Source organism: Photobacterium angustum (assembly GCF_003026365.1).
In the GTDB taxonomy this organism is placed as follows: Bacteria; Pseudomonadota; Gammaproteobacteria; order Enterobacterales; family Vibrionaceae; genus Photobacterium; species Photobacterium angustum.
On sequence record NZ_PYOM01000001.1, the window covers coordinates 132,596 to 154,744 of the forward strand.

Consider the following 22,149-nt stretch of genomic DNA (forward strand, 5'->3'; position numbering starts at 1 on the left):
TTTGCATTGAAAACGTGATTAATCTGAATTTATTTTGCGATTTAAATGAACTTTTTTTGACTTTAATACTCTGGGGTGATTTTTTTGATGGCGAAAATTTGCATTTTACATAATAAAGGTAAGTTAAGGCTTCCGTTTTCAACAGAAACCTTACTTATTATCGGCGAAGTTATTTCTCTTCCAACGCATCCGTTGTTGCTGGGAGGGTTAAGGCATCATTTTTAGCTACGAGTTTGATTAAAAATAATACTGGAATACCTATCAATGCGGTGGTGAGGAAAAAGATGTTATAGCCGAAATGGTCGACATAAACGCCAGAGAACCCCGCAATAAATTTAGGGAAAAGTAGCATGATAGAGCTAAATAATGCGTACTGAGTTGCAGAGAAAGCCACATTGGTTAGGCTAGACATAAAGGTGATGAAAGCTGCGGTTGCAATACCTGCACCTAAATTATCAGCTGAAATAACTAAAGTTAACATCTCGAGATTATTACCAACATAGGTAAATACCATAAACAACAGATTGGTAATTGCGGATAATAAAGCGCCTAAGGCAAGAATACGTAAGGTGCCAAATTTACTGACAAGAATGCCGCCTACACCAGCTCCTACTAAGGTCATGATCACACCAAAGACTTTTGATATTGATGCTACTTCACTCTTGGTAAACCCCATATCAACGTAGAATGCATTCGACATAACCCCCATCACCACATCAGAAATGCGATAACAACTAATGAGTAATAAGATCAGTAGTGCGTTTTTACCATAGCGCTGAAAGAAGTCTTGGAAAGGCATAACGACAGCGGTATAAAACCACGCTGCGAGTCTTGCTTGTTTTTTACCTATCCCTTTTTGCTGTAATTTTTGTTGGTAGTCATGTTCGATCTTTTGAATCGATGAGCTGTCGATCTTTGGCTCTTTAACAAAGAGGGTGGTAATCACGCCAATTGACATCATACCAGCCATGATAAAGTAAGCCGCTCTCCAGCCTGCAGGATCATAACCACTATCAGAGCCAAACCACGCAGCAAAAGCCAGTGCTCCTGCACCTGCCATGATCATCGCTAATCGGTAGCCTGCCATATAGGTTGCTGATAATGCTGCCTGTAAACGCACAGTGGCAAGTTCAATACGAAATGCATCAATGACGATATCTTGTGTTGCAGAAGCAAAGGCGACAACAATTGCAAATAAAGCAAATTGAACAAGATCTGTTTGTGGGTTGCTGGTCGCCATGCCGCAGAGCGATAAAATAATGATCAGCTGAGAAAATAGCATCCAGCCACGACGTCGACCAAATAACCGAGAAAAAATGGGCAAAGGAAAACGGTCAACAAGCGGTGACCACGCCCATTTGAAGCCATAAGCAAGGGCTACCCAACTGAAAAAACCGATACTGGTTCGGCTAACATCAGCTTCTCGTAACCAAAATGAAAGGGTGCCAAAGACTAATAAAATAGGTAAGCCGGAAGAGAACCCTAACGCGAACATGATCAGTGCTTTGGGGTTTAAATACACACGCCAACCGGTGGTATTATTTTGTTGTATGGCTTTGTCCATATTTTCCTCGTAACACAAGTATCGACACTTGATACTTAGCAAAGTATAAAACTGTTATTTTTCTTTATAAATCAGATCTTAGCAGCAATAAGCTCAGTGTGCATTGCTTCATTATCAATTCGACAACAACTTGTGCTGTTAATTCATAAACCGTAAAAGTTGGTTGATATTTGAGGGTAATTATTTAAGGACGCTGTATCTGTGTTAGTTCAGGGCAAGGGGCAAGATTGAGCAAGTAATAAGCGTGATTGGTGATTTTTTGTTGAATATAAATGTTGCCTAGCAATTGGTAATCTTCGAGTTGTACAACGTATTGAAGTAATAACCAAAAAGCGGCTTCATAATCATCGATTGGATTTTTATCCGCGATATTCATGTCCCACCACTGAGCAAGACATTCATGTGCATCATTTTTTAGATGATAAAAAGGAACATCACCCTCAATAGTTGCAATAGTAGACACCGCAAAAGAAGGGGCTTGATCAAAAATAAACTGTTTAATTCGTTTATTTTGACGATGAGAAACAGACGGTTGATAGATAGGAGTGATCATGTACGTCACCTGTACTTGATTGCGTACAGGTGACGTAATCAATTTATTTAATAACTTTCATTGATTCAATGATTATAGGCTGCTGAGGTACATCTTGCATACCTGTTGCACGATTAGAACCCGTTGGGATTTTAGCCATATCTTGTACAACAGAAAAACCTTTAACCACTTTACCAAATACTGCATAACCAGGGTTATTACCTGCAGCATTTAAAAATGCATTGTCTTTATAGTTAATAAAGAATTGGTTAGTCGCAGAATTTGGATTTTGCGTACGTGCCATAGCAACAGTTGCGGTATCGTTTTTTAATCCATTACTTGCTTCGTTTTTAATCGGAGCATGCGTTGGACGTTTAACCATGTCCTTATCAAAACCGCCGCCTTGAGCCATAAAGCCTGGGATAACACGATGGAAAATAGTCCCGTTGTAGTTGCCTTCTTCAACATAGCGTAAGAAGTTTTTACTACTAATTGGGGCTTTTTCTTCATTTAGTTGGATCGTAAAATCCCCTAAATTTGTTGTCACTAAGACCTGTGTTGCAGCACTGACAGGTAAGGCGATAATTAAGCATAGCGCAAGTAAAAAACGCGACATTAAACATTCTCCGTTAAGTATTGATGCAATTTGCCATCTTTGGCGATCTCTTTAAGCACTGAATTCATCATTTTCTCTAAACTTTGTGCTATTTCTTCACGTGTCACTTTAAAAGGTTCTTGCTTGGTAGAGCGAGCAGAATATTTTTTGCTAAAAGTACCTTTTGGTGTCGTTACAACGAGTTCAATTTGAAGTTGGCTATCAATATCATGTTTAACTAAGCCTTGGGTTACCTTGACTAAGGCTTGCTGAATATTTATAGCAATATTTGACGTTGAAGCAGTGTTAACAGTAATCCCTTCGCTGGCAAATTGTTTTGTTAATGCTGCTTGAAAGGTTGATGCAATATTACCTTCGGGTTGAAACTCTTCAACATTGGTCGCACCACTATCAATGATGGCGATATAGTTATGATTACGCTCATCTTTACTCGATAGTTGTACTGCAAGCTGTGATGTGGCTTGCTGTGCTAAAACTGGTGTTAATGTTAAAGCGAGTGGTGGCTGCGCAGGACGGCTTGCACATGCGCTTAGTAATAATGCTGCAGCAATCACAATATATTTTTTCATGCTCTCCATTTCCTTGTATTCGTTGTTTAAATATAAACGAAAAATCAATGTCGTATTAAATATCACAAGCAATAAATTAACGTCATAAACACGTTAGATTATTTTGACGATTGTAAAACCACAAATTTATTACTTTGGCCGATAAGTTTTACATTTCCAAAGACACGTTTTAGTTTTTCATGGTAACCCAATTGCCTATTCCCGATCACGATCAGATCGCCACCTTGACGTAATACTCGCTGTGCATCGCAGAACATTTGCCAAGCAATATGATCAGTAACGGTATTTTGCTGGTGGAAAGGAGGGTTGCATAAGACTAAGTCAGCACTATCAAGTGGGAAATCATCTAAACAATTAGCTATTACTACTTGTAATTGTTGAGGGTTTTCTAAGTTTAAATCAGCATTTTCACGGCATGATGCTGTTGCCATGAAGCTTTCATCTACACAAACAATATTAGCTTGTGGATTTAATCGTGCAGCTTTAATACCTATCACGCCATTACCACAACCAAGATCGATAATATCTTTATACTTTTGGTCTTGTGGAATGAAATCTAGCAATAAACGTCCACCAATATCTAAGCTATCACTAGAAAATACGTTGGCATGGTTAGTGATTGTTAACTTATGCTCAGGCACATCCCATTGTGTAGGGAGGGGTAGGGGCTTTGCTAAGTTAGGATTGGTTTTACAAAATATTAATCGCGCTTTTTTAACGGCTAGTGATGTTTTGGTCTCACCTAAAAACTTTTCAAATAGCTTTAAGGTTGAAGAGTGAATCTCTTTTACTTTACCAGCCGCAATAATGGTGCTTTCAGCAGGAAGTAAGTGACACAATTGTTGTAATTGCCAGCTTAATAAACGGTTATTTTTAGGTTGCTTTAGCAAAACTAATTGAGGGTTCTTAGGCAATTTTGAAAGACAATCAACAATATTAATCATTGGTAATTGGTTGTTTTCCAAGTTAGCAATAAATGCCTGTTTAGAGACAAAAGAATCCGACACACTGGTAACAGGTGCTTGATTTGAAAACCAGCAACTCAATGCGCCAAAGCTATCGTTCATGATAAGGATTGGACGTTCAGGATCGAGTTCCAGATCGTTGCAATAATTGATCAGGTACTCATCGCCAGCATCCCATGCTTGCAGAGTTTCATTTTTCCTTACAGGAAAACGAGTTAGCGATAGAGTGCGTTGGTGTAAGGTTAGCTCTGGTTTCATTGCGGATAACTTTCAGGTATGTTTACAAAATAGTCGGCTATTTTCGCAGAACACTACGCGAGTGCAAAGGAAATACGACATTAAAATAACAATAAAGTGAGAAGGTTTTGCAATATGTCGCGATATTGCGAGCGGAGGTAAATATGATTCAACAACGTATCGAACATAAACTGCATGATGCGTTTGCACCTAAGCATTTAGAAGTGCTTAATGAAAGTCACATGCATAATGTGCCCCCAGGCTCTGAGAGTCACTTTAAAGTTGTCGTTGTGAGTGAGCAATTTAATGACCAACGTTTAATTGCAAGACACCGTGCTATCAATAGCGTATTGGCCGATGAATTGGCAAATCATATTCATGCTCTAGCGATTCACACTTATACTGAAGCGGAGTGGTCTGAGTTAATGGCTGCACCTGCATCACCATCTTGTCGTGGTGGCTCACAAATTGGATAAATAGTGAAATATATTAAATAAAAGGTCGTTGTTATAACGGCCTTTTTTATTATTTGTCGGTAATATAAAACGAAGTGCAAATCCATAAACAGCATATATATTTGTTAAAAATTAGCGTTACGGTCAGTGTTTAATCGTATTAATGGCTGATGATTTAAATAACACTCATTTGTTAACTTTATGTATTGATTTGATTATCTCAATAAAAGTGATAATGACATTTTTGTTAAAAACTGACCTTAAAAAAAATGCAAGGTTGAATGGTGTTATTTTTAATAAATGTGCGCTTTGTCAAACTTATTAAGTTGTTGAACTATTGCACTCCAATTTTTGCTTGGTTTTCAGTCGGAATCGCGTGTATTGGCATAGAAAAAACATCGCGGTTAATGGTAGAATCGCCGCCTTGAAAAACTACTCGCCGATAATGATTGTGGTGATGTGGTTAACCAGATGTTGCGGTATTGGTTTTTTGCGAGTGAAATTCACTTGTAGACCGATTTCGAACTATGAAAAGTCGTGTCTTAATTGCGCAATAGAAAATTCTTTTTTCCCTTTAATGTAGTGCAAGTGCGTATGATTACAATAAAAAAGGGTTTGGATATCCCAATTTCAGGGACTCCTACCCAGGCGATACATGATGGTAATGCCATCTCTAAAGTCGCCTTGCTTGGCGAAGAATATGTTGGTATGCGTCCTACAATGCATGCTCGCGTAGGGGATGTAGTGAAAAAAGGTCAGATTCTTTTTGAAGATAAAAAGAATCCTGGCGTTAAGTTCACTGCTCCAGCTAGTGGCAAGGTAGCGGAAATTAACCGTGGTGCTAAGCGCGTTCTTCAATCTGTAGTAATTGATGTCGAAGGCGATGAGCAAATCACATTTAACAAGTATGAGTCAGCTCAACTAGCTCAACTAGATCGTGCAGTTGTTGTCGATCAATTGGTTGAGTCAGGTATGTGGACTGCGCTTCGTACGCGTCCATTTAGCAAAGTTCCAGCTGTTGGTTCTGAGTCTCAAGCTATTTTTGTGACGGCTATGGATACCAATCCATTGGCTGCGAATCCAGAAGTTATCATCAATGAACAAAGTGATGCTTTCATTGCAGGTTTGACGGTTCTTTCTCGTCTTACTAGCGGTAAAGTTTTCGTTTGTAAATCTGGTGCTAGCCTTCCGCGTTCATCTGAAGCAAATGTTGAAGAGCACGTATTTAACGGTCCGCACCCTGCGGGTCTTGTTGGTACGCACATTCACATGCTTTATGGTGCAGATGCAAATCACATTGCTTGGGGTATTAATTACCAAGACGTTATTGCGTTCGGTAAGTTATTCCTAACAGGTGAGCTATACACAGATCGCGTTGTTTCTCTTGCTGGTCCTGTTGTTAATAAGCCGCGTTTAGTGCGTACTCGCATTGGTGCTTCTCTTGAGCAACTGACTGATTCAGAAATGATGCCGGGTCAACTACGTGTTCTTTCTGGTTCTGTGCTTAACGGCTTGAAAGCTGAAGGTCCACATGCATACCTAGGTCGCTATCACCTACAAGTGTCGGCGTTACGTGAAGGCTATGAAAAAGAATTCATGGGCTGGATTGTACCTGGTAAAAACAAATTTTCTGTAACTCGCACATTCTTAAGCCAGTTCTTCCCTGGTCAGTTGTTCAATATGACAACAACAACGAATGGTTCTGAGCGTTCAATGGTACCTATCGGTAATTACGAAAAAGTAATGCCATTAGATATCGAGCCGACATTACTTCTTCGTGATCTATGTGCTGGTGATTCAGACAGCGCGCAACAACTTGGTGCATTAGAACTAGATGAAGAAGATCTAGCACTATGTACATTTGTTTGCCCTGGTAAGTATGAGTTTGGTCCATTGCTACGCGAGTGCTTGGACAAAATTGAGAAGGAAGGGTAATTCATGGGTCTCAAGAATTTCCTCGAAGATATTGAACATCACTTTGAACCAGGTGGTAAGCATGAACGTTGGTTTGCGCTATATGAAGCGTTTGCAACTATCATGTACACACCAGGTCAAGTAACGCGTACTTCTGCGCACGTTCGTGACAGTATTGACCTTAAGCGCCTGATGATCATGGTTTGGCTTGCGGTCTTCCCAGCAATGTTCTGGGGTATGTACAACGTCGGTGATCAAGCTATTGCTGGTCTTAACCACCTATACACAGCAGACAAGCTAACAGCAATTATTGCTGCAGATTGGCATTACTGGTTCACTCAAATGCTAGGCGGAACATTATCCGTTGACGCAGGTTGGGGCAGTAAGATGCTGCTTGGTGCAACCTATTTCCTACCTATCTATGCAGTAGTATTTGCTGTTGGTGGTTTCTGGGAAGTGTTGTTCTGTATGGTGCGTAAGCACGAAGTTAACGAAGGTTTCTTTGTAACTTCTATTCTGTTCGCATTGATCGTTCCACCTACATTACCGCTTTGGCAAGCAGCACTAGGTATTACCTTTGGTGTTGTAGTCGCAAAAGAAATTTTTGGTGGCACTGGTCGTAACTTCCTTAACCCTGCACTTGCAGGTCGTGCGTTCCTATTCTTCGCATACCCAGCTCAGATCTCTGGTGATCTAGTTTGGACTGCGGCGGATGGTTTCTCTGGTGCGACTCCGCTAAGTCAGTGGGCTCAAGGTGGTGAAGCAGGTGTTGTTAACACTATCACTGGTCAAACAATTACTTGGATGGACGCGTTCATCGGTCACATCCCAGGTTCTATTGGTGAAGTATCAACATTAGCTATCCTGATCGGCGGTGCATTCATCGTTGTTATGGGTATTGCTTCATGGCGTATTATTGCCGGTACAATGATCGGTATGATTGCAGCAGCAACGCTATTTAATATCATTGGTTCTGATACGAACCCAATGTTCAGCATGCCTTGGCAGTGGCACCTAGTATTAGGTGGTTTTGCATTCGGTATGATGTTCATGGCAACTGATCCTGTTTCTGCAGCGTTTACCAACAAAGCAAAATGGTGGTATGGCGCATTGATCGGTGCAATGGCTGTAATGGTTCGTGTTGTTAACCCAGCGTACCCAGAAGGCATGATGCTAGCGATCCTATTCGCTAACTTATTTGCACCTCTATTTGACAACCTAGTTGTTCAAGGCAATATCAAACGGAGACTGGCTCGCCATGGCAAGTAATAAAGATAGCATGAAAAGAACGCTGCTTTTTGTTGTTGTATTGAGCCTAGTGTGTTCAATCATCGTATCAGTAGCAGCTGTTTCATTACGCCCTAAGCAAGAAGAAAATGCGGTACTTGACGTACAGCGTAATATTCTTTCTGTTGCAGGTTTGCTAACACCAACAACAAACGTTAAAGAAACATACGCTAAGTTTATCGAGCCTAAGCTTGTTAACATTAAAACTGGTACTTATGTTTCTGAAGTTGATGGTCAAACTGCGGCACAATACGACCAGCGTGCGGCTGCGAAAGATAAAACTGAATCTACTAAGCTACCAGCTAACGAAGATTTAGCGAAGATCATTCGTCGTGCTAACGTTGCGACTGTATATCTTGTAAAAGATGCTGCTGATCAAACAACTAAAGTAATCTTACCTATCCACGGTAACGGTCTATGGTCAATGATGTACGCATTTGTTGCTGTTGGTATGGACGGTAACACTGTTGACGGCATCACTTACTACGAGCAAGGTGAAACTCCTGGATTGGGTGGTGAAGTTGAAAACCCAACATGGCGTGAGCAATTTGTTGGTAAGAAGTTGTACGACATGAACTTCAAGCCTGCAATTAAGATTGTTAAAGGTGGCGCGCCAGCGGGTAGCGAACACAGTGTTGATGGTCTTTCTGGTGCAACATTAACAAGTAATGGTGTACAGCATACCTTCGACTTCTGGTTTGGTGCTCAAGGCTTCGGTCCTTACCTTGCTAAGCTACGTGCAGGAGATCTGAATAATGGCTGATGCTAAAGAAATGAAAAAGATCCTGTTTGGACCTTTTATTAGTAATAACCCAATCGCCCTTCAGATTCTTGGTGTATGTTCGGCGTTAGCGGTAACAACTAAGCTAGAAACAGCGTTTGTTATGACAATCGCAGTAACTGCGGTAACTGCTTTTTCTAACCTATTTGTTTCACTTGTTCGAAATCAAATCCCGAACAGCGTGCGTATCATTGCTCAGATGGCAATTATCGCATCACTAGTAATCGTGGTAGATCAGGTACTAAAAGCGTACCTATACGATATCTCTAAGCAGCTATCTGTATTCGTTGGTCTTATCATTACTAACTGTATCGTAATGGGTCGTGCAGAAGCATACGCAATGAAATCAGCACCACTTCCATCTTTCTTAGATGGTATTGGTAACGGTTTGGGTTATGGTTTCGTACTGATTACAGTTGCTTTCTTCCGTGAACTACTAGGTTCTGGCAAGCTATTCGGTATGCAGGTATTACCACTAACGTCTGACGGTGGTTGGTACCAGCCTAACGGTCTAATGCTGTTAGCGCCGTCTGCTTTCTTCCTAATTGGTTTCATGATCTGGATTATTCGTACTTTCCGTCCAGAACAAGTAGAAGCGAAGGAGTAAGGGGAACATGGAACATTATCTTAGCCTATTAGTTCGTTCGATTTTTATCGAGAACATGGCGTTATCTTTCTTCTTAGGTATGTGTACATTTCTTGCGGTATCTAAGAAAGTTAAGACCTCGTTTGGTCTGGGTGTTGCAGTAATCGTAGTACTTACGATTGCAGTACCTGTAAACAACCTTGTTTACACTTACTTATTGAAAGATGGCGCATTAGTTCAAGGTGTTGACCTTAGCTTCCTGAACTTTATTACTTTCATCGGTGTTATCGCAGCGTTAGTACAGATCCTAGAAATGATTCTAGATCGCTTCTTCCCGCCGCTATATAACGCACTAGGTATTTTCCTTCCGTTGATCACAGTTAACTGTGCAATCTTCGGTGGTGTATCGTTCATGGTACAGCGTGATTACAACTTTGTAGAATCTATCGTATACGGCTTCGGCTCTGGTACGGGGTGGATGCTAGCAATTGTTGCACTTGCAGGTATTCGTGAAAAGATGAAATATTCAGATGTACCGGCAGGTCTTCGTGGTTTAGGTATTACCTTTATCACCGTAGGTTTGATGGCGTTAGGCTTCATGTCTTTCTCTGGCGTACAGCTGTAATCAGGATAAGTAAGGAATATCAATGGATATTATTCTTCTTGGCGTAGTCATGTTCACCTTGATTATCCTGGCTCTAGTTTTAGTAATTCTATTTGCTAAATCTAAGCTAGTACCAACAGGTGACATCACTATTTCAGTAAACGGCGATCCAGAGAAAGCGATCACTACAGGTGCAGGTGGCAAGCTACTAAGTGCTCTAGCGGGTAACGGTATCTTCGTATCATCAGCATGTGGTGGCGGTGGCTCTTGTGGTCAGTGTCGTGTAAAAGTTAAATCTGGCGGCGGCGACATTCTGCCAACAGAATTAGATCACATCACCAAAGGTGAAGCACGTGAAGGCGAGCGTCTTGCGTGTCAGGTTAACGTTAAGTCTAATATGGACATCGAACTACCTGAAGAAATCTTTGGTGTGAAGAAGTGGGAATGTTCTGTTATCTCTAACGATAACAAAGCTACCTTCATCAAAGAGCTTAAGCTACAAATTCCAGATGGCGAATCAGTACCTTTCCGTGCTGGTGGTTACATCCAGATTGAAGCACCTGCTCACCACATTAAGTACTCTGACTTTGATGTTCCAGAAGAGTACCGTGAAGACTGGGATAAGTTTAACCTATTCCGTTTCGAGTCTAAGGTTGATGAAGATATCATCCGTGCTTACTCAATGGCGAACTACCCTGAAGAGTTCGGTATTATTATGCTAAACGTGCGTATCGCTACGCCGCCGCCTAATAATCCAGACGTACCACCAGGTCAAATGTCATCATTCATCTGGTCACTGAAAGAAGGTGACAAGTGTACTATCTCTGGTCCATTCGGTGAATTCTTCGCGAAAGACACTGATGCAGAAATGGTATTCGTAGGTGGTGGTGCAGGTATGGCGCCAATGCGTTCTCATATCTTCGACCAACTTAAGCGTCTACACTCTAAGCGTAAGATGTCTTACTGGTACGGTGCACGTTCTAAGCGTGAAATGTTCTACGTTGAAGATTTCGATATGCTTGCTGCTGAAAACGATAACTTCGTATGGCATTGTGCACTGTCTGATCCACAACCAGAAGATAACTGGGATGGTTACACTGGCTTCATTCATAACGTGCTTTACGAAAACTACTTACGTGATCACGAAGCACCTGAAGACTGTGAATACTACATGTGTGGTCCACCAATGATGAACGCGGCTGTTATCAGCATGCTTAAAGATCTTGGTGTAGAAGATGAAAACATCCTACTTGATGATTTCGGTGGCTAATCAATAGCCCTTCTATCACAATTAAATTGGCTGACCAGTTAATGGTCAGCCTTTTTTCTTATTAATCTTTTATAAACCTATTTTTTATTGTGGTTATTTATCAATAGTGATCAGACTAAAAAACAACATGAACGATGGAGTATGAAGTGAAGCGTTTCCTGCTGTGTAGTACGTTGGTGTTATCAACGTTAATGCTGCTGACTGGCTGTGGTGATAGTCGTCAACAGATTGATATTAATGGGCAAACAATGGGGACTTACTATTCAGTAAAACTCATTAAGCAAGAAGGATTACCAAGCGCAGAAGTTATCCAAAAAGAAATTGATAAGCGCTTAGAGATTGTGAATGATCAAATGTCGACTTATCGTCCTGACTCTGAGTTAAGCCAATTTAACCAGCAACAATCTACACAACCTTTTGAGGTTTCTGCGGCTACAGCAAAAGTGATCAGTGAAGCGCTACGAATTTCTAAGCTTAGCAATGGGGCTTATGATGTTACTGTTGGCCCATTAGTTAACTTATGGAGTTTTGGTCCTGAAGCCCGCCCAGAATCTACCCCTACAGATAAAGAGATTGCGACTCGAAAAGCCGAGATCGGTTATCAGCATCTCAGCGTTATTGATGGTAATAAGTTAGTGAAAGATCTGCCTGATTTGTATGTGGATCTTTCATCTATTGCAAAGGGCTATGGTGTTGATGTCGTTGCAGATTATTTAAAAGATGATCTTCATGTTAAAGATTTCATGGTCGATGTTGGGGGGGAAGTTCGCCTACAAGGTAAGAACCGTTCTGATGTACCATGGCGTATTGCAATTGAAAAACCTGTTGCAAGTGAGCGTGCGGTACAAGATATTATTCAAGCTGGCGATATGGCAATAGCAACATCGGGCGATTACCGTAATTACTTTGAAGAAAATGGGGTGCGTTATTCTCATCTAATAAATCCTCAAACCGGTAAACCAATTGCTAACCATGTTGTGTCGGTTACGGTTATTGCGCCGTCTTGCATGACGGCAGATGCATATGCGACCACTTTTTCTGTTATGGGAGAAGAAGAGTCAATTGCATTAGCCAATAAAGAAAAGTTACCTGTAATGTTGATTGTAAAAACCAAAGATGGCTTCGTTGAATATAAGTCAGATACGTTTGAGCAATACGTTGTTAAAAAATAAATGAGGTAGTCATGGTTATTTACTTAGTCACATTTTCTGTTTTCTTATTAGTGATTGTCGCAATGGCAGTTGGCTACATCTTCCAACGTAAAACCGTGAGTGGTAGTTGTGGTGGTTTAGACGGTATTGGTATTGTAAAAGAGTGTGATTGTCCTGAGCCGTGTGATGCACGTAAAAAGCGTGAAGCCCGTGCTGCTCGTCAAGCTGAATGGAAAAAGAATCAAATTATCTAACGGTATTTTGATTAATGAAAAAAGAAAAGCCTGAGTTATCTCAGGCTTTTTTAGTTTTAATCACTAACTAACTGATTTCGGCCATTTTCTTTTGCGGTGTAAAGATTATCATCCGCTTGTTTTATTAACTTCTCTAATGACTCTAAACCTGTTGTTGCGCCAATGCTAATGGTAATGCTTATTTGCTGATCTAGGTAGGGGATAGTAATTGATTCAATGCGCTGGCGAATAAGCTCTAAGGTTGATAAGAGGCTGTGGAAATGGCCGCAATGCTGAATACAGAATTCCTCTCCGCCAAAGCGAGCAACAATCGATTCTGGAAAATGAGCATCAATAATTTTACTGATGCTGATGAGCACGGCATCGCCACCATCATGACCATATGTATCATTTACTTTTTTGAAAAAATCGATATCAATCATCGCTATATTCAACGATTCATTTTCAGTTTGACAGCAGTTATGAGTGAAGAAGTAACGACGATTCCAAAGCCCTGTTAATGCATCTTGGTTTGCCATACGAAACAGCTTATCTGAGGTATCTTTCATATTTAAAATATGATGAATACGGCAGTTAAACTCTTCTTGGTTAAAGGGTTTATAGAGAAAATCGTTAGCACCTGCTTTTAGAAACTGTGCCGTCATCGTACTGTCGTCACTACCAGATAAACCCAATACTGCCATTTTATTTCGACTGTGATCACGTCTAATTTCACGGGTCATAGTAATGCCGTCTTTCTCAGGCATATCGTTATCGGTAATAACTAAGCTTATATCTGGATTATCTTCAATGATTTGTAGCGCTTCATTACCGTCAGAGGCTTTATATACAGTGAGATTCTGTTTTTCTAGTAAATGACTGACATGATTTCGTACCATGTCAGAGTCATCAACAACTAGCGCTTTATGCTTTAAGTTAGCTTCTAGACGAAGTAATAGTGGTACAAGATAGGCAACGGAAGCTGCACTGTCTTTGAGCAAATAATCTAATACTCCTTTTGCCAAGACTTTTTCACGGATTGTGTCACTAAATTGGGCGGTCAAAACGATTGATTTGATTTTGTGGTTCAATACCAGATCGATGATTTCACCATCTTGACCATCCGGAAGGCAATAATCGAGTACAGCGCAAAGATAACGTTGTGGTTCAGCTAATAATTTTTTAGCTTGTGATAAGTTTTCGGCAAAAATAGCCTTGAAGCCAGCCTGTGTCAGTTGGTCATCAAGATAGTGACGAAATGCGCGGCTATCTTCGACAACAAGTACCTGATGTTGCAAAGTAAACTCCTTTTAGCAGTACGCATAATACATTTGGTTTTATATTGATATATATAACATTAGATGTAATGGGTTTATTATCAATTATTTTATTAGGTTGTTTTTTTGTGATCTTGTAGGTGAAATATAAAACTTAATTTGTATTTCTTATTAGATGAAAATTTTTAATTTTCCAACTTTAGTAATTCATCGTTATAATGGCTGTATGTATAAACAGTAAATGTTGAGTGTGAATTTGGCAGAAGTAGCAGAGCAAAAAGCTGTACAGCGAAAGATCATCCACGTTGATATGGATTGCTTTTATGCTGCCGTCGAGATGAGAGACGATCCAGCTTTGCGCGCTGTCCCTATAGCGATCAGTGGGCGCTCGACGCGAGGCGTCGTCAGTACTTGTAATTACTTAGCTCGTAAATATGGTATTCATTCTGCAATGCCAACGGCTCATGCTTTAAAATTATGTCCACACTTAACCTTAGTGCCTAGCAGAATGCAGGTTTATCGTGAAATATCCCAACAAATACGGGCTATTTTCTTAAGGTACACCGATAAAATCGAGCCATTATCCTTAGATGAAGCATATTTAGATGTGTCTGATTGCGAAATGCTTCATGGCTCTGCGACTTTAATAGCTCAGGATATTCGCCGTGCAATTGAAGATGAGTTACAGCTTACCGCTTCTGCGGGTGTTGCTCCGGTGAAGTTTATTGCCAAAGTTGCTTCAGATCTGAATAAGCCTAATGGTCAATATGTGGTTACACCTGAAGATGTGGGTAGTTTTGTTGCTGAACTAAAACTAGAAAAAATACCTGGGGTAGGAAAGGTGACTATCCAAAAACTCCATGAGAAAGGCTTGTATGTTGGTCGTGATGTACAAAATTATGACCGTCATTTACTGCTACAGCAATTTGGCAAATTTGGGCAATCATTATGGTCTCGAGCACACGGTATTGACGAGCGTGAAGTGATTGTTGAACGACAACGAAAGTCGGTTGGGGTAGAGCGTACTTTTAGTCAAAATATTTCAAGTTTTGACCAGTGTTGGCAAGTGGTTGATCAGTTATATCCTGAGCTTGAGCAACGATTACGTAAAGTACGGCCTGAGTTAGATATTGCCAAGCAAGGTATAAAGTTAAAATTTGCAGATTTTCAACAAACTACGGTTGAGCATATTTATCCTAAATTAGATAAAGCGCAATTTATCGATTTATTAAAAGAAGCGATGACCCGACAAAATTCTCGTGAGATACGCTTAATAGGCTTGAGTGTTGGGTTAGAGATTGGTTTAAAAGCGCAACAGCTTTCTTTTGGTTTTTGATTAAATGAAAACTGAACCTACTATGTTAACACATTTATTACAGTACATATAAAAACGGGCTTAACATGAGATCACGTTAAGCCCGTTTTTGTTATTCCGTTAGTTTATTTTTTAACAGGAATATTTTTAAGTACTGCAATCATTTGATCCCAGAACATTTGAACTGTATCAATTTTCACTTTCTCATCAGGTGAGTGTGGGAATTTGATGGTAGGGCCAAATGATAACATGTCCATTTCAGGGTACGGTTCTTTAAATAAGCCGCACTCAAGACCTGCGTGGATCACCATGATGTTGGGTTTATTACCATACATCTCTTGGTACATGTCACGGAATACGTGCATGATTTCAGAATCAGCGTCTGGCTTCCAACCCGGATATGTACCAGAGAATTCACATTGTGCGCTTGCTAAGGTTGTTAATGATTGAAGCATGCTTTCTACATAGCTACGACCAGAGTCCGTTAAAGAACGGACTAAGCAAAGTACGATAACTTTATCGCTTTCAGTCTTAATAACACCCATATTGAGAGAGGTTTCAACAACACCCTCAATGTCATCACTCATTCGGATAACGCCGTTAGGGCAGACGTTTAGTACATTGATGAAACGTGTTTGATCTGCCATTACCATCACATCTGCTGGCAGTTCAGTTGTCTCTATAAATAAATTAATATTAGTTTCAACATGACCAAGCTCAGCACTTAGTAGCGCTTGGTATTGAGCAAATAATGAATTTAGTTGATCAACATGTTTAGCCGGTAGGGTAACAATCGCAGATGCTTCACGTGGAATTGCATTACGTAGGCTACCACCTGTGAAATTGTTAATACGTAAGCCAAGCTCGTCTGCGTGACCGACTAAAAAGCGAGCCAGTAATTTGTTTGCATTGCCACGGCCAGTATGAATATCACAACCAGAGTGACCGCCTTTTAAGCCTTTTAGGACTAGTTTAATTGCTTGGTGATCAGCAGGTGTTGCTTCACGCTTTATATCCAGTGTGATTGCGCCGTCTACACCGCCAGCACAACCCATGTAAACTTCGCCCTCTTGCTCAGAGTCAGTGTTTAGTAGGATGTCACCTTCTAACCATCCTTCTTTAAGACCAAAAGCACCTGTCATGCCTGCTTCTTCATCAATAGTAAGTAGTACTTCTAATGGGCCATGTTCGATATCTTTAGCAGCAAGTACCGCAAGACAGCTTGCCATACCCATACCGTTATCAGCACCTAATGTTGTACCTTTTGCCGTTACCCATTCACCGTCAATGAAAGGTTGAATAGGATCTGTTGTGAAGTCATGTACTGTTTCTTCATTTTTTTGTGGAACCATGTCGATGTGCGCTTGAAGCACTACCCCTTTACGGTTTTCCATGCCTGCTGTTGCTGGCTTTTTAATGATCACGTTACCGATTTCATCACGGCAAACGTCTAAGCCTTCATTTTGTGCAAATTCAATAATGAATTGTGCTAATTGTTCTTCATATTTAGAAGGGTGAGGGATCGAACAAATTTGATCGAAAAATTGCCATACAGCTTTAGGAGATAGTTGACTGATTTCAGACACGGAAGCCTACCTTTATAGAATATTGGTCCAGTGGCATTTGTCAGGCTATTAGCCGCCAAATGACATATATAAGTAGCGATTTACTCTATCGCATTTTTTTTAGCATATCATTCAGACTTCGGTGGAGGTAGAGAAAAAAGTAAAATCTTAAACCACGAATACGATAATGAATAAGTATTTAACGGTGCTTTACTTTTATATATTGAGTTTATTATTTCTTATATTTATTTTTTTAATCATAAATACACATTTAACTGTTCAAAACTGAAAGAAAATTACACAAAAAGTTGTTAAACAATATTTTTTTGTAGAAAGTGTGACGAGCTTAAAGAAAATGCTTGAAATTAAATTACAGGGTGGTTATGATTTAGACAGTCTCATAAAGGTATGAGATAACACTGTACACGTTCAGGATGAACCCGAGATATCGCCTCCATGGAACCGAGATAAGTGCGACCACGATGGTCTTTACCCTCCAAGGATTAAGCGCATAATATTTATGTGGTTAATTTGGATTACTTATTTATAAGGTGATTTAAAATGAAAATTTTTGATTCAATTACACACTTTTGGAATAACCGCTCTGTATATACAGGTAACTTTACTTACCCTAACTACTTTGGTTACTAAGAATTTTGTTATCTAGTTGCTGACTAGCTAATTGAACAGCTTGTTCACCCCCTAACTTGAGAATACTAAATAATCGTGATCGATTATTTGCAACATTCGCCGCCGCTTCGCTTTGAAGCGGCGTTTTTTTTACCTTTGAATTGTCATAACGAGTTACTCACACATCGTGATGTGATCTTTATAAATGTTTTATTGCTGTAGATCTCATAAATATAAAATAGATGAAATATCTTAATTTGGCATATTTTTGCTAATATATTGATTTTATATTACTAATTATCTGTTCTTAAAAGTCAAAAAAACAAAATTAAATTTATTAGTCTTAGTTTTGTGCATTTACTCGATATTTTCTGGAAATTGATAGATCTGATGTTTATAATCGCGCTCGAATTGAAGACGCAAACGTTTTCTTTTGCTTACTACTAACGTGTCAATCTCCAAGGAACTGAGAAACATGCTTGAGAAGTTATTTAAACTAAAGGAACACGGCACGAATGTGCGAACGGAGTTGCTTGCTGGCTTAACGACATTCCTGACCATGGCTTACATCATTTTTGTAAACCCTACTATGCTAGCCAATACGGGAATGGATAAAGGTGCAGTATTTGTTGCGACCTGTTTAGCAGCAATGATCGGTTGTTTTGTGATGGGATTTTTTGCTAACTATCCTGTCGCACAAGCCCCTGGCATGGGGTTGAATGCCTTCTTTACTTATACCGTTGTACTAGGCATGGGGTATACATGGCAAGTCGCTTTAGCCGCTGTTTTCTTATCAGGCTTGTGCTTTATTGTATTAAGTTTATTAAAAGTACGGGAATGGATCATTAACTCCATACCGTTGGCGCTTCGAACCGGGATTTCTGCAGGTATTGGTTTATTCCTTGCTTTCATTGCATTACAGAGCTCAGGCATTGTAGTGGATAATCCTGCAACGTTAGTACAAGTAGGAGATCTAACCAGTTTCCCTGTTGTAATGGCTGCACTCGGTTTCTTTCTAACAATAGCGCTTGTTCACCGTGGCTTTAAAGCCGCAGTATTAATTGCAATCTTAATTGTTACAGGGGTGAGTATTGCATTTGGTGAAGTGACTTATGGCGGCATTATGTCAATGCCACCAAGCATTGCACCAACTTTCATGCAATTAGATTTTTCGGGTGCAATGGAAGTTGGCCTGATTTCAATTGTGTTTGCTTTCTTATTTGTCGATTTATTTGATACCGCAGGTACGCTTGTCGGTGTTGCTACAAAAGCAAACTTAATTGGTGAGGATGGCAAGTTGCCCCGCCTAAATCGCGCGTTACTTGCAGATAGTACAGCAACCTCTGTTGGTGCCTTATTGGGTACATCGAATACTACTTCTTTTGTCGAGAGTGTGTCCGGTGTCGCAGTCGGAGGTCGTACAGGTCTTACTGCGGTAACTGTTGGTGTATTATTCCTACTCGCTCTATTTTTTGCTCCATTAGCTGGCATGGTACCTGCCTACGCAACAGCAGGTGCATTATTCTACGTCGCGATTTTAATGATGTCAGGGCTGGTGGCAATTGATTGGCGCGATCTAACAGAAGCTGCGCCTGTTGTTGTAGTTTGTTTGTTGATGCCTTTAACTTATTCTATAGCTGAAGGTATCGGCCTTGGTTTTATCACTTATGCTGCGGTTAAAGCTATGAGTGGTAAGGGACGTGATGTAAATATCAGTGTTTGGGTTATTTCAGCATTGTTCCTTGCAAAAATAATTTTCCTTTAAGTTTTAGATTTCATAAAGCTTTATTTATTTATGGCGATTTAACATCGTTGATCCAGAGGTTCTTTATCTATGAGTAATAAATTCATCATCACTTGGGATAACATGCAAACTTACACCCGTCAGCTAGCTGAAAAGTTGCTACCTGCTGAGCAGTGGACCGGTATTATTGCTGTTAGCCGTGGCGGTCTTGTTCCTGCTGCTATTTTGGCGCGTGAACTGGGTATTCGTCATGTAGATACCGTATGTATCTCAAGCTACGATCATGATCACCAGCGCGATATGCGTGTGATCAAGAAAGCAGAAGGTGATGGTGAAGGCTTTATTATTGTTGATGATTTAGTTGACACGGGCGGTACTGCTGAAAAAATTCGTGAAATGTACCCACGTGGTAAATTTGTAACAGTATGCGCAAAGCCTGCTGGTCAACATTTAGTTGATGATTATGTTGTTGATATTCCACAAGAAACGTGGATTGAGCAACCATGGGATATGGCGGTTACTTTTGTCGATCCTATCGCTAAAAAATAAGCAGCTTAATCTCTTACAGTATAGAGTAGTGCTACTCGCTACTGTAAACTAAGATTGTTTTTAAAGACGCCATAAAGGCGTCTTTTTTTTGCGTTAAATCGACATCTACAACCCGTTTTGGGTATATCATCTTAACAATTATCACGCCTACGTTGGAGAGTGCTGTGTCAGAGCCATCCCCTGAGAATTTATCAGAAAAGCTATTTGCCCCGAGACCGACGTCAAAAGAAACCTCGAATTTAGTTAAAATTGCCCATGTGCGAAGTGGAAAAGTAAATAATGCACTTGATGGCGAAAGTGAAACTGGTTGGTACCGCGTTTTACGCCGTCCACAATGGATTTGGCAGGGCGTCGATCCAATAGAGCTTGAAGCGATACTTGCTCGTATTGCGAGTGCGAAAGCTCCACGTACAAGTGAAAATTTACTTGATACGGTGATTGGCTATAAGCCAGGTAACTGGACATACGAATGGTCGCAGTTGGGTGCAAACTATCAGAAGCAAGCACGTCTTTTATTAAATGAAGGTGAGAAACTTAAAGCTTCTGAGTTGTTATTAAAAGCCAGCACTCATTACAGTATTGCCGCGTATCCATATATCAAAGGCGATCAATTAGCTGATCAAGCAGAATTGCAAGCCAATCAAAGTTATCGTGAAGCGATAGAATTACGCCCGCATGATATGCGAACGATTAATGTTAAGTATGAAGGTAAAACTTTTGAAGCTTTTATTCATTTGCCTCGTACCGATAAGCTATTACCCACAGTCATCGTTAGCGGTGGATTAGATACATTGCAATGCGATTTGTGGCGCTTATATGAAGATTATTTAGGACCGGCAGGTTATGCGATGGTAACACTGGATATGCCATCTGTGGGTCATTGTGATCGTTGGAATTTAACTGAAGATACCAGTCGACTTCATCAAGCGCTATTACAGCAGATCCGTGATGTACCTTGGGTCGATCACCATAAAGTTGCGATGCTAGGATTACGAATGGGCGGTAATGCTGCCATTCGTTTAGGCTTTATGGAGCCAACACGTTTAAAAACTTGTATTAGTTTGGGCGGCGCGATTCATAGCGTGTTGACTCAACCTAAGCTTATTGAGCAGATACCCCGGATGTATCTTGATGTTTTAGCATCTCGAATGGGAAAAAATGGTCAATCAGAAACCAGCATCATTTCTCATCTTCCTGCATGGTCGTTAAAGCACCAAGGGATTTTAGGTCGCCGTCGTATTGATATGCCAATGCTGGGGATAAGTTTAAAAAATGATCCTGTATGCCCTGAAAGTGATAATCAGTTAATAGCGTTATCCAGTTATGGTGGCAAAGCGATAACATTACCAGAAAAACCGATTCATGATGGCTACCACCGTTCATTAACGACTGTCGTTGAATGGTTAAATGAGCAGTTAGGGTAGTAAAGTAGACAATTATTTGGCTCTGGTGGTTAAATAGAGACAAAATCTTGACGGAATACCGTGAGGATATCGCATTTTATTTTATACCACTATGATATTGTTAATAAAATGACGTATCTTCATTGGCATTTTATCCATATTCAACCATAATATATAAAGACTGATAGCTATCTTGTTGCACATAAACAACATGATTAAAAAACGTTATTAGAAGTATATTATTTTGAGTATTAGCATACTCATCACTGCAGTTGACTATGGATGGATTTGCAATGACTTCGACAACTCTTTTTCCGCCTCATGGGCGTTTAATGACAAAATTAACTGCGCTTGGTCCTTACTTACGTGAGAAAAAATCAAAAGAAGGTCAGTTCTTTTTTGATTGTTTAGCCAGTTGTGTTAATGCTGATAAAGAGCCAGAACAACGTGAATTTTGGGGCTGGTGGTTAATTTTAACGGCAACCGGTAATGGTTATGAATATTGCTATGATTTTGGCCGTTTTGATTTAAATGGTGAGTGGAACAGTGGAAAGTTACCCGCGAAGCATAAAGATGCGGTAATGAAAACATTATCAGATTTTCACGTTAAGTTGACGCCATTTATTGTTGATGAATGCCAATTAACGTTATCTTCATCTTCAGAACTCACGCAAACACCGCTTACTGAGCTAGCATAAATAATTTGCTCAAAATTTATAAAACCCATCCAATGAAGTGATGGGTTTTTTTGTATCTTTTTTTATATATTGCTGTCTGAGACAACCGAATTTAGCGGCTTCATGATGATTTTGTGTGATTTGTAAGCGTTTCAGTTGTTTAACTAAATATTTGCGTACTTATATCTATTTAGTCACTGTTTTTCTCTTGTGCTTTATTAGCAG

21 protein-coding genes are annotated in these 22,149 nt (G+C 40.1%); 14 read left to right on the plus strand and 7 right to left on the minus strand.

The annotated features are described in order from the left end of the window. Window positions 1–169: 169 nt before the first annotated feature. The 5 genes from CTN01_RS00700 to CTN01_RS00720 form a co-directional block, all read right to left on the minus strand. On the minus strand, window positions 170–1,564 hold the full coding sequence (locus CTN01_RS00700; RefSeq protein WP_045147997.1) for an AmpG family muropeptide MFS transporter: 1,395 nt from the start codon (window positions 1,562–1,564) through the stop codon (window positions 170–172). Window positions 1,565–1,748: 184 nt separating this feature from the next. Further along, on the minus strand, window positions 1,749–2,117 hold the full coding sequence (locus CTN01_RS00705) for a hypothetical protein (RefSeq protein WP_045147999.1): 369 nt from the start codon (window positions 2,115–2,117) through the stop codon (window positions 1,749–1,751). Window positions 2,118–2,160: 43 nt separating this feature from the next. Beyond that, complete coding sequence (locus CTN01_RS00710; RefSeq protein ID WP_005370115.1) at window positions 2,161–2,712, minus strand: peptidylprolyl isomerase; 552 nt, start codon at window positions 2,710–2,712, stop codon at window positions 2,161–2,163. Continuing rightward, window positions 2,712–3,281 (minus strand): YajG family lipoprotein, encoded by a 570-nt coding sequence (locus CTN01_RS00715; RefSeq protein ID WP_045148000.1) that lies wholly within the window; start codon window positions 3,279–3,281, stop codon window positions 2,712–2,714. Before CTN01_RS00715 ends, CTN01_RS00710 begins: the two co-directional genes overlap by 1 nt. 98 nt (window positions 3,282–3,379) lie before the next feature. Continuing rightward, window positions 3,380–4,504, minus strand: coding sequence for a methyltransferase (locus tag CTN01_RS00720; protein ID WP_045148001.1), 1,125 nt, complete (start codon window positions 4,502–4,504; stop codon window positions 3,380–3,382). Between the two features lie 143 nt (window positions 4,505–4,647). Between CTN01_RS00720 and bolA the strand changes: the two genes are divergently transcribed. The 9 genes from bolA to nqrM all read left to right on the plus strand — a co-directional run bounded on the left by bolA (window position 4,648) and on the right by nqrM (window position 12,785). Continuing rightward, the gene (gene bolA, locus CTN01_RS00725; protein WP_045082803.1) at window positions 4,648–4,959 is read left to right on the plus strand and encodes a transcriptional regulator BolA; all 312 of its coding nucleotides are present in this window, start codon (window positions 4,648–4,650) and stop codon (window positions 4,957–4,959) included. Between the two features lie 573 nt (window positions 4,960–5,532). Then, complete coding sequence (locus CTN01_RS00730) at window positions 5,533–6,873, plus strand: Na(+)-translocating NADH-quinone reductase subunit A (protein ID WP_045082851.1); 1,341 nt, start codon at window positions 5,533–5,535, stop codon at window positions 6,871–6,873. Between the two features lie 3 nt (window positions 6,874–6,876). Continuing rightward, the gene (locus CTN01_RS00735; protein WP_045082802.1) at window positions 6,877–8,121 is read left to right on the plus strand and encodes an NADH:ubiquinone reductase (Na(+)-transporting) subunit B; all 1,245 of its coding nucleotides are present in this window, start codon (window positions 6,877–6,879) and stop codon (window positions 8,119–8,121) included. Then, window positions 8,111–8,902 carry a Na(+)-translocating NADH-quinone reductase subunit C gene (locus tag CTN01_RS00740; RefSeq protein WP_045082801.1) on the plus strand — a complete coding sequence of 264 codons (792 nt, stop codon included), beginning with the start codon at window positions 8,111–8,113 and terminating at the stop codon, window positions 8,900–8,902. Before CTN01_RS00735 ends, CTN01_RS00740 begins: the two co-directional genes overlap by 11 nt. Beyond that, on the plus strand, window positions 8,895–9,527 hold the full coding sequence (locus CTN01_RS00745) for an NADH:ubiquinone reductase (Na(+)-transporting) subunit D (RefSeq protein WP_045082800.1): 633 nt from the start codon (window positions 8,895–8,897) through the stop codon (window positions 9,525–9,527). The genes CTN01_RS00740 and CTN01_RS00745 overlap by 8 nt, the downstream gene beginning before the upstream one ends. A gap of 7 nt (window positions 9,528–9,534) precedes the next feature. After that, complete coding sequence (gene nqrE / locus CTN01_RS00750) at window positions 9,535–10,131, plus strand: NADH:ubiquinone reductase (Na(+)-transporting) subunit E (protein ID WP_005370126.1); 597 nt, start codon at window positions 9,535–9,537, stop codon at window positions 10,129–10,131. 22 nt (window positions 10,132–10,153) lie between these two features. After that, window positions 10,154–11,380: an NADH:ubiquinone reductase (Na(+)-transporting) subunit F gene (gene nqrF / locus CTN01_RS00755; RefSeq protein WP_045148003.1), complete on the plus strand. Its 1,227-nt coding sequence runs from the start codon at window positions 10,154–10,156 to the stop codon at window positions 11,378–11,380. 146 nt (window positions 11,381–11,526) lie between these two features. Beyond that, the gene (locus CTN01_RS00760) at window positions 11,527–12,552 is read left to right on the plus strand and encodes an FAD:protein FMN transferase (RefSeq protein ID WP_181318095.1); all 1,026 of its coding nucleotides are present in this window, start codon (window positions 11,527–11,529) and stop codon (window positions 12,550–12,552) included. Window positions 12,553–12,563: 11 nt separating this feature from the next. Further along, complete coding sequence (gene nqrM, locus CTN01_RS00765) at window positions 12,564–12,785, plus strand: (Na+)-NQR maturation NqrM (RefSeq protein WP_005370133.1); 222 nt, start codon at window positions 12,564–12,566, stop codon at window positions 12,783–12,785. A 56-nt stretch (window positions 12,786–12,841) separates the two neighbouring features. Here the strand turns inward: nqrM and CTN01_RS00770 are convergent, their stop codons facing one another. After that, window positions 12,842–14,062 carry a response regulator gene (locus tag CTN01_RS00770; protein WP_045148005.1) on the minus strand — a complete coding sequence of 407 codons (1,221 nt, stop codon included), beginning with the start codon at window positions 14,060–14,062 and terminating at the stop codon, window positions 12,842–12,844. Between the two features lie 235 nt (window positions 14,063–14,297). Between CTN01_RS00770 and dinB the strand changes: the two genes are divergently transcribed. Further along, window positions 14,298–15,377 (plus strand): DNA polymerase IV, encoded by a 1,080-nt coding sequence (dinB, locus tag CTN01_RS00775; protein ID WP_444860414.1) that lies wholly within the window; start codon window positions 14,298–14,300, stop codon window positions 15,375–15,377. A 104-nt stretch (window positions 15,378–15,481) separates the two neighbouring features. Here dinB and CTN01_RS00780 read toward each other — a convergent pair whose 3' ends face one another. After that, window positions 15,482–16,942 carry an aminoacyl-histidine dipeptidase gene (locus CTN01_RS00780; RefSeq protein ID WP_045148008.1) on the minus strand — a complete coding sequence of 487 codons (1,461 nt, stop codon included), beginning with the start codon at window positions 16,940–16,942 and terminating at the stop codon, window positions 15,482–15,484. A 1,084-nt stretch (window positions 16,943–18,026) separates the two neighbouring features. Between CTN01_RS00780 and CTN01_RS00785 the strand changes: the two genes are divergently transcribed. The 4 genes from CTN01_RS00785 (at window position 18,027) to crl (ending at window position 21,945) form a co-directional block, all read left to right on the plus strand. Beyond that, window positions 18,027–19,316: an NCS2 family permease gene (locus tag CTN01_RS00785; RefSeq protein ID WP_045148009.1), complete on the plus strand. Its 1,290-nt coding sequence runs from the start codon at window positions 18,027–18,029 to the stop codon at window positions 19,314–19,316. 69 nt (window positions 19,317–19,385) lie between these two features. Continuing rightward, complete coding sequence (gpt, locus tag CTN01_RS00790; RefSeq protein ID WP_045148010.1) at window positions 19,386–19,844, plus strand: xanthine phosphoribosyltransferase; 459 nt, start codon at window positions 19,386–19,388, stop codon at window positions 19,842–19,844. 164 nt (window positions 19,845–20,008) lie between these two features. After that, window positions 20,009–21,268, plus strand: coding sequence for an esterase FrsA (frsA, locus tag CTN01_RS00795; RefSeq protein ID WP_045148012.1), 1,260 nt, complete (start codon window positions 20,009–20,011; stop codon window positions 21,266–21,268). A gap of 272 nt (window positions 21,269–21,540) precedes the next feature. After that, the gene (crl, locus tag CTN01_RS00800) at window positions 21,541–21,945 is read left to right on the plus strand and encodes a sigma factor-binding protein Crl (protein WP_045148013.1); all 405 of its coding nucleotides are present in this window, start codon (window positions 21,541–21,543) and stop codon (window positions 21,943–21,945) included. Window positions 21,946–22,149 lie beyond the last annotated feature (204 nt).